The sequence below is a fragment of the Streptomyces sp. SM1 genome (assembly GCF_002910825.1).
In the GTDB taxonomy this organism is placed as follows: domain Bacteria; phylum Actinomycetota; class Actinomycetes; order Streptomycetales; family Streptomycetaceae; genus Streptomyces; species Streptomyces okerensis.
Genome location: NZ_NEUB01000924.1, coordinates 1 through 10,506 on the forward strand (window position 1 = coordinate 1; position 10,506 = coordinate 10,506).

General features: G+C 69.0%; 9 protein-coding genes. 3 read left to right on the forward strand and 6 right to left on the reverse strand.

Annotated features, from left to right (window positions below):
* The coding region (locus B9S61_RS31595) for a Stealth CR1 domain-containing protein (RefSeq protein ID WP_258039965.1) at window positions 1-957 on the reverse strand (957 nt) is incomplete at its 3' end.
* A gap of 250 nt (window positions 958-1,207) precedes the next feature.
* Here B9S61_RS31595 and B9S61_RS31600 point away from each other — a divergent pair.
* The 3 genes from B9S61_RS31600 to B9S61_RS31610 all read left to right on the forward strand — a co-directional run bounded on the left by B9S61_RS31600 (window position 1,208) and on the right by B9S61_RS31610 (window position 6,290).
* A complete protein-coding gene (locus B9S61_RS31600; RefSeq protein ID WP_103545264.1) occupies window positions 1,208-2,161 on the forward strand; it encodes a CDP-alcohol phosphatidyltransferase family protein in 954 nt (317 codons plus the stop codon).
* 28 nt (window positions 2,162-2,189) lie between these two features.
* On the forward strand, window positions 2,190-3,872 hold the full coding sequence (locus B9S61_RS31605; RefSeq protein ID WP_103545265.1) for a hypothetical protein: 1,683 nt from the start codon (window positions 2,190-2,192) through the stop codon (window positions 3,870-3,872).
* Between the two features lie 255 nt (window positions 3,873-4,127).
* Entirely contained in the window at window positions 4,128-6,290 is a 2,163-nt protein-coding gene (locus tag B9S61_RS31610) for an acyltransferase family protein (protein WP_103545266.1), read from the forward strand.
* Between the two features lie 66 nt (window positions 6,291-6,356).
* Here B9S61_RS31610 and obgE read toward each other — a convergent pair whose 3' ends face one another.
* The 5 genes from obgE to B9S61_RS31635 all read right to left on the reverse strand — a co-directional run.
* Entirely contained in the window at window positions 6,357-7,802 is a 1,446-nt protein-coding gene (gene obgE, locus B9S61_RS31615; protein ID WP_103545267.1) for a GTPase ObgE, read from the reverse strand.
* Between the two features lie 139 nt (window positions 7,803-7,941).
* A complete protein-coding gene (gene rpmA / locus B9S61_RS31620) occupies window positions 7,942-8,196 on the reverse strand; it encodes a 50S ribosomal protein L27 (protein ID WP_003976205.1) in 255 nt (84 codons plus the stop codon).
* 14 nt (window positions 8,197-8,210) lie between these two features.
* Entirely contained in the window at window positions 8,211-8,531 is a 321-nt protein-coding gene (rplU, locus tag B9S61_RS31625; protein WP_007449531.1) for a 50S ribosomal protein L21, read from the reverse strand.
* 194 nt (window positions 8,532-8,725) lie between these two features.
* The gene (locus B9S61_RS31630) at window positions 8,726-9,787 is read right to left on the reverse strand and encodes an iron-containing alcohol dehydrogenase family protein (RefSeq protein ID WP_103545268.1); all 1,062 of its coding nucleotides are present in this window, start codon (window positions 9,785-9,787) and stop codon (window positions 8,726-8,728) included.
* On the reverse strand, window positions 9,775-10,506 hold a 732-nt coding region (locus B9S61_RS31635; RefSeq protein WP_103543281.1), incomplete at its 5' end, for a sugar phosphate nucleotidyltransferase. The genes B9S61_RS31630 and B9S61_RS31635, both read right to left, overlap by 13 nt.

Below are 10,506 nucleotides of genomic sequence, written 5' to 3' on the forward strand. Positions count from 1 at the left end.
GGCCCGCAGTTCCGGGTCCTGGCCGTCGACCCAGGTGTAGACGACGTCGACGGGGAAGGTCACGTCGTCGACGGTCGCCACCGTGAACGGTGCGAAGGTCGGGAAGGCACGGCCCTCGACCGTGATCGTCGCCGGCTTCTGCTCACTGGCCGGGACGACGTCGGCGACGCGGTTGCGGCGCGGCGCCACCAGCGAATCCGCCAGCACATCCTCGGACGCCTGCGGCGACACCCGCGCCAGCTCCTCCTCCGCGGAAGGACCGGCCAGCACATCGGCCCCGTCCTGCCAGAACTCCACATCACAGCCCAGCTGCGGCCCGGCCAGCACCTGACCCACCGGCCCCAGCCGCACCACACCGAAACGCATCACCGGAGCCGACGACAACGCCTTCGGCCACACATCGTCCGCGAACAGCGAGAAATCAGTCACCCCACCGGAACGGGGCCTCGCCGCGAAAACGACACTCCCCCCGTACAACCCACGCATCGACGCCAGAAACGACTCCCGGTCCGCCTCACGCACACCCACGGCCCACGACGTACGCGACACACCCGGCACCACGAAATACGCCACACCCGCCCGCTCCAGGGCATCCGCGACCAGACCCAGATTCTCCGCGGCCGCACCGGCCGCCGAGAACTCCTCGACCACCCGCCCCCACAACGGCTCCCCGTCGAACGCCACCTGCCGCACACGCGCATCCGACCGCAACAACACCTGCCGCTGCCGCGTCACCCGCAACAGCCACGCGCGGTGTTTCTGTGCCTGCATCGCGCTCTTGGTCCTCGACTTCAGACCGCTTCCGATGCGGGTACGCACACTCACTTCAATCCCATACCTCTCGGCGAGTCCCGACGCGGTCTGCACAGTGGGACATGCGCGACAACCAGCGGCGACGACCGCCGCACCCCTATATACGGCGCCACATCGAAGCTCACCGAGCTCCTCCCGGGTCATGCCGCGATGCGGGAGTTTACAGCAAAGCGACCACACCCCTGTTCGACAAAGTTGCTCGACGTCACCAGTGGAGTTTCCCCAATCGTCACATGGGCCCGTGCGCGCCACTCCGGCAGCGAACCCTCCCACTCCCCACTCTTGGGGCATATCGCTCGCCGCGTGTTATTCACCCCGACTTCATCCGGCCGTGATGTAGCACACACTCGCGTTTGGGAGCACAACGTTCGGGAGAGCATGCAGACTTACGGTCATGCGTGTACCTTCACTCCCCGAAGTCCGCCGCCTCACCGAGAAGCAGCGAGACGCCTGGTGGACTGTTCTCCTGGTCGACCCCGTCGCCACCCCCCTGGTCCGCTGGACCGCCATGTGGACACGGGTGACTCCGAACCAGATCACCTGGGCCGCTCTGGTACTGGGGATCGGTGCCGCGGCCTGCTTCGCGCAGGGTGAGTGGCAGTGGCTCGTGGCCGGCGCCGTCATCTACCACGTCAGCTTCATCCTCGACTGCATGGACGGAAAGCTCGCCCGTCTGACAGGAAAGGGTTCGGCGTTCGGCGCCTGGCTCGACTACATCTTCGACCGCGTCCGTGTGCTCATATGCGCCATTGCCCTGATGGGCGGGCAGTACCGGCTGACCGAGGACGTCACCTTCATATGGCTGGCCGTGGCCGTCGTGTTCCTCGACATGCTGAGGTACATGGACGCTCTGGAGATCTGGAAGGTACGCCTCAACATGAGGCGCAAGCTCCGGGAGCGCGCGGAGGAACTCGGTCTCGGCGAGACGCCCTCCACGGCGGTGGCCTCGACGGAGGACGACCAGGACGACTCGGTCGCGCCGGCGGCCGAGGTGCCCGCCCAGCCCGGGCCCGTGGCGCCCGTGGCGGACCAGCAGCGGTCGTTCGTCACCCGGCTCCCGGGCTACGTGCGGCTCCGTGACTTCCTGGTCGGGCACCGCATCCGCATCCATCTGTTCAGCGGCATCGAGTTCCAGATGACGATCTTCATCGTCGCGCCGCTGGTCAACTCCATCCTGTGGCCGACAGTGGCCGCGGGCGTCCTCCTTCTCCTCTTCGAGGTCCTCGTCGTCTACCGGCTCCTTCTCGCCACGCGCAGTTTCGAGCGCACCATGGCCCGGTACGACCGGGTGGAACTCGAGATGAAGTCGCACCAGGTGGACCCGTCCGAACAGGCCTCCATGGTCTGAACACCGGACAGAGAGTTTGCGGAGCAGCATGAACGAGACCCTCCCGGCGCTTTCCCCGAACTACGCCTCCCAGCGAGCCCACGTCTTCACCGAAGCGACCGAGGTGCACGGGAAGTGGCCCGTCGAATTCCAGTTCCGCCCGGCCCGCGGAGACCACCGCAACCTCCTTGTGGTCTTCTCGTCGGTGGGGAGCAAGTACGGGTTCGGCAACGCCCTCGACAGCGTCCAGTGCAACATCCTGCGGATCCGGGACCACTTCGACTCGGGTGCCTCGTACTACGTCGCCAGGAACATGGACTTCACCGTCACGGAGTCCATCCAGGCGCTCATCGAGAGTTTCATGGAGCGGCTGGGCGTGTCCCGGGAGCAGGTGACGCTGCTGGGCGCCTCGAAGGGAGGGAGCGCCGCTCTCTACTACGGGGTCAAGTACGGCTACAAGAACATCGTGGCGTCGACACCGCAGTACTTCCTGGGAAGCTATTCGCACGGTCACGGCCAGCTCGGGGACGCGGTGCTCGGTGAAGGGCAGTCGGCCGAGAACGTCGCGATCATGGATTCCGTGATGAAGGACCTCCTCGCGAAGGAGACCGACTTCGACCGGAACGTGTATCTCGTCTCCTCGCCCGGGGACTACCAGTACGAACAGGAAGTGGAGCATTACCTGCCCGCCCTCAGGGCGTACGGCAACTTCAACTTCCTCTTCGTGGACTCCCCCACCGTGCGGCGGCACGAGGAAGTGGTCCGGCAGGGGCTGCCCTCGATCCTGAGCATCGTGTACGCGCTGACCGAGGGCGCCGCACCGCGCTGGGGGGAGGTCCGGACAGGACCCGCCGCACCCGAGGACGAGGAGGCGGCGGCCACCCACCTCGCGGAACTCCGGGAGACGGACACCGCTCTGGCGGTGCTCACCCGGGCGGAGGTCGCGGACGGCCGTCTGCGGCTGAGCGGCCACGGCTTCATCCCGGGCCTCCCCCGGCAGGGCGAGGTGAAGGAGGAGAAGCGGCTCGTCCTGGAACGGCGGGGCAGGACCTGGACCTACCCGCTGACCTCGACCAGGGAGATCCGCCTCTACCGGGAGTACTTCGACGAGTACTTCTGTGAATACGGTCAGGGCGGTTTCAGGACTCCGGACGACCTGACCCTGGAATCGCTGCCCCGCGGCACCTACGAGGTCTCCGTGTGCCTGACGAGTGCGGACGAGAAGATCGAGCGGAGAACCCGTCTGATCGCTCAGCGGGCGATCGACACGCGCCAGGCCGTGGGTGACTCGGAAGTGCTCGTCAGGGGCAGCAGGAACGGCGTCAAGATAACCAAGCGGCGCATTCTCTCACCCGAGTCCGAGGGCGTTCGCTTCTCTTTGAAGACCTCCTGGAAGCGGGACCGCCGGCTTCACACCGAGGGCGTTTTCTTCCTCCCGGGACGAAACGCCGACAAGAAGAACCACGCCCTGTACTACCTCGTCCTGCGGGGTCGGCGCGGAATTTTCTCGTTTCCCCTGGAAGTGAGGAAGAACGCCAAGGTGGTGCGTCCACACGTGGGCCCGGGAGACATCGGAAGTTACCATTCCGGCTACTTCAGCACGCCCGACGATGCGGGAGTCGATGTCTCGGCGGTACCGGCCGGCCGGTACCGGATGCACATCTCGATGAGTACCGGAGGAGCCCTGTTCACCAAGAAGGCGGGGAGCCTCTTCCTGGGCAGGTCGCGCTGACCGACCGGTGCCCGGAGGTGTTCACCGCCCCGAAGCGGAAGACACCTCCGGACACGCGGTAAACCCTCTCCACGCATTCGTTATGACGATGCGACAGAAGTGACATCGCATACGGACCGGACCGGGATATGTTGGACCGTCCGGCCCCGTGGCGATCACCGGTGCCGGCCGGTCCTGGCGGCGTCGCGCCCCGGGCCGTGTCGCAGACGTGTGTCCGCGTCCGGTGACATCCCACGAAACAAGGAGATCCTCACGGTGGCCGTCCGCCCCCTCGCCCGCCCGCCGCGCAGCACGCCAGACAGCGTCCCGGAACCACGGGGCGGCTCCGGACAGGGTGGCGGAGGATCCGCTCCGGCAACGGGGGGCGCGGCGCTGCGACTGGACATCCAGGGCCTGCGCGCGGTCGCCGTCACCCTCGTGGTGCTCGGCCACTCCGGGGTGTCCCACGTGGCCGGCGGATACGTCGGTGTCGACGTCTTCTTCGTGATCTCCGGCTTCCTGATCACCTCGCTGATGCTCCGCGAACACGCCCGCGAGGGACGGATCGCGCTGGGCCGCTTCTACGCCCGCCGGGCACTGCGCCTGCTGCCGGCCTCCACCCTCGTCGTCCTGGCGACGCTCGCGGGGTCCTGGCTGTTCCTGGGGCCGCTGCGCTTCGCGGACTACGCCAAGGACGCCATCGCGTCCGCCTGGTACGTGGTCAACTTCAGGCTGGCCGAGGCGGGAACCGACTACTTCAACACGGACGTGCCGCCCTCGCCGTTCCAGCACTTCTGGTCGCTGGCGGTGGAGGAGCAGTTCTACCTGGTCTGGCCCATCGTCCTGATCGTCGCCCTGAAGCTCTTCCGGCGCCGGGCCCTCCTGGCGCTCCCCCTGCTGGCCCTGGCCGCCGGCTCCTTCGCCCTGAACCTCCACCTCACCGAGACCGCCCCCTCCTGGGCCTACTTCGGCTCGCAGGGACGCATCTGGGAGCTCGCGGTGGGCGCCCTGCTGGCCCTGGTCGCGCACCGCCTCGACAGCATTCCGCGCCCGGTCGCGGCCGTGCTGAGCTGGGCCGGTCTGGCCGCCATCGGCTACGCGGCCGTGGCCTTCGACGAGAGCACCGTCTTCCCCGGCCACAACGCCGTGATCCCGGTCGCCGGCGCCGCGGCGGTGCTGGCCGGAGGGGCGGCGGGCGGCCGCTACGGGGCCGGCGCGGCCCTCTCCCTGCGCCCCGCCGTCTGGGTCGGCGGCGTCTCGTACGCCTGGTACCTCTGGCACTGGCCGCTCATCGTCATCGTCCCGGCCGCGGCCGGGTTCGGCGAGCACGACGGTCCCCTCCGGCTGATCGCCGCCCTGGGCGGTCTCGTCCTGGCGTGGGGGACCCTGCACCTGGTCGAGAACCCGATGCGTTTCCACCGTGCGTTCAAGGCGCACACCGGCCGGGGCCTCTCGATGGGCCTGGGGCTGTCCGCCGTCACCGCCGCGGCCGCGGTGGTGACCGTGCAGTTCCCGCCCGTACTGGACCCGGGCGCGGCGCAGCAGGACACCCGTAAGGCCATCGCCGGCGCGTCCGACCCCCGCGCCGCGCTGGTGGAGCTGCTCGAGCACCCGGCGGAGAAGATCCCGGCCAACCTCGAGCCGAGCATGCACGACGTGGCCTACCAGAGGACCGCGGTCTACACCGACGACTGCGCCCTCACCATGGCCGACGAGAAGCAGACACAGCCCTGTCTGTACGGGGACACCACAGCCGACCGGACCGTCGTCCTCTTCGGCGACTCGCACGTCGCCCAGTGGTTCCCGGCACTCGACGCGATCGCCCGCAAGCACCACTGGCGGCTCTACTCGCTCACCAAGAACGCGTGCAAGGTCTCCCAGATCACCATCGCGTACAACGGCGGCCCGTACTCGACCTGTGACGACTGGCGGGAGACGACGATCGACAAGATCCAGGAGATGAAGCCCGACCTCGTCATCGTGTCGAGCTCCAACTCGGCGAAGCTGTGGGGCGAGGGCGACACGGCGACCGAGTGGGGCAAGGGACAGGCCGAGACGTACCGGATCCTCCAGCAGGGCCCCACCCGGGTGCTCACCCTGCTGGACAACCCCTGGCCCAAGAACAACGCGGTGGACTGCGCGGTGGCGCACCCGGACAACCTGAGCGAGTGCGCCCGCGACCGTTCGGAGGCCGACCCCCAGCCCGCTGTCACCAAGGCGATCCGGGCAGCCGCGGCCGCCGAGGACGTGACGGTCATCGACCCCTACGACTGGGTCTGCGCCCCGTCCGGCAACTGCCCGGTCCTGGTGGGCAACACCATGGTCTACCGGGACTACGGTCACCTGGCGGACGGCTTCATCGAGGCCCTCACCCCGGTCGTGGAGGACGAGCTGCTCCGCCTCTACGGAGCGGACCTGAGCCGGCGCCCGGGAGCCTGAACCCGCACACGAAAGGGCCCGCTCCCCCGGTCGCACCGGGAGGGCGGGCCCTTTCGTCCGTGTGTGTCAGAACGGTTCGAAGCCGTCGAACTCCTGCTGGGCCTCGTCCCGTTCGGCGTCCCGGTCCCGGCGGCGCTGGGCGGCCGGGCGAGGGGCCTCGAAGCGGTGGTCCTCACCGCGGCGGCCGAGCATCTCCGCTCCGGCGGTGACCGTCGGCTCCCAGTCGAAGACGACGGCGTTGTCCTCGGGTCCGATGGCCACCCCGTCGCCGGAGCGGGCACCGGCCTTCATCAGCTCCGTCTCGACACCGAGGCGGTTCAGCCGGTCGGCCAGATAGCCGACGGCCTCGTCGTTGTTGAAGTCGGTCTGCCGCACCCAGCGTTCGGGCTTCTCGCCGCGGACCCGGAACACCAGCTCCCCGTCGGTCTCCTCCCGGGTGACGGTGAAGCCGGCGTCGTCCACGGCCTTGGGCCGGATGACGATCCGCGTCGCCTCCTCCTTCGGCCTGGCGGCACGCGCCTCGCCCACCAGCTCGGCGAGGGCGAAGGACAGCCCGCGCAGCCCGGTGTGGGCGACGGCGGACACCTCGAAGACGCGGTAGCCGCGCTCCTCGAGATCGGGGCGCACCATCTCGGCGAGGTCCTTGCCGTCGGGGACGTCGATCTTGTTGAGGACGACGATCCGCGGCCGGTTGTCCAGGCCGCCGTACTGCCGCAGCTCCTCCTCGATGATGTCGAGGTCGGAGACGGGGTCGCGCTCGGACTCCAGCGTGGCGGTGTCCAGCACGTGCACCAGCACACTGCACCGCTCGACGTGCCGCAGGAACTCCAGGCCCAGCCCCTTGCCCTGGCTGGCGCCCGGGATCAGCCCCGGTACGTCGGCGATGGTGTACACGGTCGAACCGGCGGTGACGACGCCGAGGTTGGGCACGAGCGTGGTGAAGGGGTAGTCGGCGATCTTCGGCTTGGCGGCGCTGAGCACGGAGATCAGGGACGACTTGCCGGCGCTCGGGTAGCCCACGAGTGCCACGTCCGCGACGGTCTTGAGCTCCAGCACGATGTCCTGGAGGTCCCCCGGCACGCCGAGGAGCGCGAACCCGGGCGCCTTGCGCCGTGCGGAGGCGAGGGCCGCGTTGCCGAGCCCGCCGCGTCCGCCCTGGGCGGCGACGTACGAGGTGCCGTGGCCGACGAGGTCGGCGAGGACGTTGCCCGCCCTGTCCAGCACGACGGTGCCGTCCGGCACGGGCAGGACCAGGTCCTGGCCGTCCTTGCCGGAGCGGTTGCCGCCCTCGCCGGGCTTGCCGTTGGTGGCCTTGCGGTGCGGCGAGTGGTGGTAGTCGAGCAGGGTGGTCACGGACTGGTCGACGGTGAGGATCACATCGCCGCCGCGCCCGCCGTTCCCGCCGTCGGGTCCGCCGAGCGGCTTGAACTTCTCGCGATGGACGGAGGCACAGCCGTGACCTCCGCTACCCGCGGCGACATCCAGTTCGACGCGGTCCACGAAGGTGGTCATGAGGGGTGCCTCCAGAGACGGTGTGACGCAGCGTGCGTATGTACTTCGGTGCTTCTTGGTTAACACGCGAAAGGCGGACCCGCCTTCCCGACCGGGAAGTGAGGTCCGCCTCGCGAAACGTACGGTCGATATGCCTGGATCAGGCGACCGGAACGATGTTCACGACCTTGCGGCCACGGTGGGTGCCGAACTGCACCGCACCGGCCTGCAGTGCGAACAGGGTGTCGTCGCCGCCACGGCCGACGCCGGCGCCCGGGTGGAAGTGGGTGCCTCGCTGGCGGACCAGGATCTCGCCCGCGTTGACGGCCTGACCACCGAAGCGCTTCACGCCGAGGCGCTGAGCGTTGGAGTCACGACCGTTACGGGTGGACGATGCGCCCTTCTTGTGTGCCATCTCTCCTCAGTCCCTTACTTCGCAGCCGCGGGGATCTCAGTGACCTTGATCGCCGTGTACTGCTGGCGGTGGCCCTGACGACGGCGGTAGCCGGTCTTGTTCTTGTAGCGCAGAATGTCGATCTTCTGGCCCTTGTGGTGGTCCACGACCTCGGCCTGGACCTTGATGCCGGCCAGCACCCACGGGTCGCTGGTCACGGCGTCGCCGTCGACGACGAGCAGGGTCGAGAGCTCGACCGTGTCGCCGACCTGGGCGGTGGAAATCTTGTCAACCTCAACGATGTCGCCGACAGCAACCTTGTGCTGGCGGCCACCGCTGCGCACGATGGCGTACAAGCGGATCTCACTCTCTCATTCGAAGAACGGCACCCCGCAGGCCAGCCGCCCACGCACACACGCGGACAACCTCTCCCGGTCGCGAACCCGCGTCCGGGAGGAAAAAGGTTTACGGGGGTGTGGCGGTCCAGATGGACACGCCGACGGTCAAGGTTACGGGGCCCGGCCCATGGGGTCAAACCGGACCCCCTCCATCAGCCGGTGACCGACGCGACGTAGTCCCCGTACGCCTCCCTGATCCGCTCCGGTGACAGCCCCAGATGCTCCAGGATCGTGTAACGGCCGGGGCGGGTCTCCGGGGCGAACTCCACGGCGCGGACGAACTCCTCGTCGCTGAAGCCGATCTCCCGCGCCACGACCGGGAGTCCGTGCCGGCGCAGCGCGTCGGCCATGGTCCGGGAACCGTCGCGGTCGCCCCGCAGATGCGTCGCGAACGCCGCGCCGATGCCGACCTGTTCGCCGTGGGCGGCGGCCCGCCCGGCGTAGAGCAGGTCGAGCGCGTGACTGATCTCGTGGCAGGCCCCCGAGGAGGGCCGGGTGTGCCCCGCGATCGACATGGCGATGCCGGACAGCACCAGCCCCTCGGACAGCACGGTCAGGAAGCCGTCGTCGCCGCAGCCGCCGGGGTGGCGCAGCACGGCCTCACCCGCCTGGCGGGCCATGGCGGCGGCGAGCCCGTCGACCTTCTCCCCGTTGACGCGGTGGGACAGCTCCCAGTCCGCGACGGCTGAGATGTTGGACAGCGCGTCCCCGATGCCCGAGCGCACGAACCGGATCGGCGCCTCGCGTATCACCGCGAGGTCGATGAGCAGCGCGATGGGCATGGGCACGCCGTACGAACCGCGGCCCGCGTCGTTGTCCAGGATGGAGACGGGCGAGCAGATGCCGTCGTGGGAGAGGTTGGTGGCCACGGCGACCATGGGCAGCCCGATGCGCGCCGCCGAGTACTTGGCGCAGTCGATGACCTTGCCCCCGCCGAGTCCGACGACCGCGTCGTAGCGGCCGGACTTCATCTTGTCGGCGAGCCGCACCGCGGCGTCGATGGTGCCGCCGCCCACCTCGAACCAGTCGGCCCCCGGCAGGGCCGGCGCCAGCCGCTCCCGCAGCCGGGCGCCGGAGCCGTCACTGATCGCCACCGCCAGTCTGCCCGACTGCGAGATCCGCTGGTCCGCGAGGACACTCGCCAGGTCGTCGAGGGCACCCGGGCGGATGTCGACGACGACCGGCGACGGAATGAGCCGGGTCAGTACTGGCACGCGATCTCCCGTCCGCGGGCGAGGTCGTCGTGGTTGTCGATCTCGACCCACGCAACGTCACCGATCGGCGCCACGTCGATCCGGAAACCGCGGTTCACCAGCTCCTGGTAACCGTCCTCGTAGTACAGCTGCGGGTCCCGCTCGAACGTCGTCTTCAGCGCGTCCGCCAGCTCACCCGCCGCCTCGCCCTCGATCAGCGTGACACCGATGTACTCACCGGTCGCCTCCGCCGGGTCCATCAGCTTGGTGATCCTCGTCATCCCCTTCTCCGGATCGACGACGACCTTCATCTCCTCGTCCGCGAGCTTCTTCACCGTGTCCAGCGCCAGGATGATCCGCCTGCCGTCACCGCGCGCGGCCAGCAGCGTCCTCTCCACCGACACCGGGTGCACGGTGTCGCCGTTGGCCAGGATCACCCCGTCCGCGAGGGCGTCACGCCCGCACCACAGGGAGTAGGCGTTGTTCCACTCCTCGGCCTTGTCGTTGTCGATCAGCGTCAGCTTCAGCCCGTACTTCGCCTCCAGGGCCGCCCGGCGCTCGTACACGGCTTCCTTGCGGTAGCCGACGATGACACCGACCTCGGTCAGCCCGATCTCGGCGAAGTTGGCGAGGGTCAGGTCCAGGACCGTGGGCTCGCCTTCTATGCCCGCGGGCCCCACCGGCACCAGCGCCTTGGGCAGGGTGTCGGTGTAGGGGCGCAGACGGCGTCCGGCGCCGGC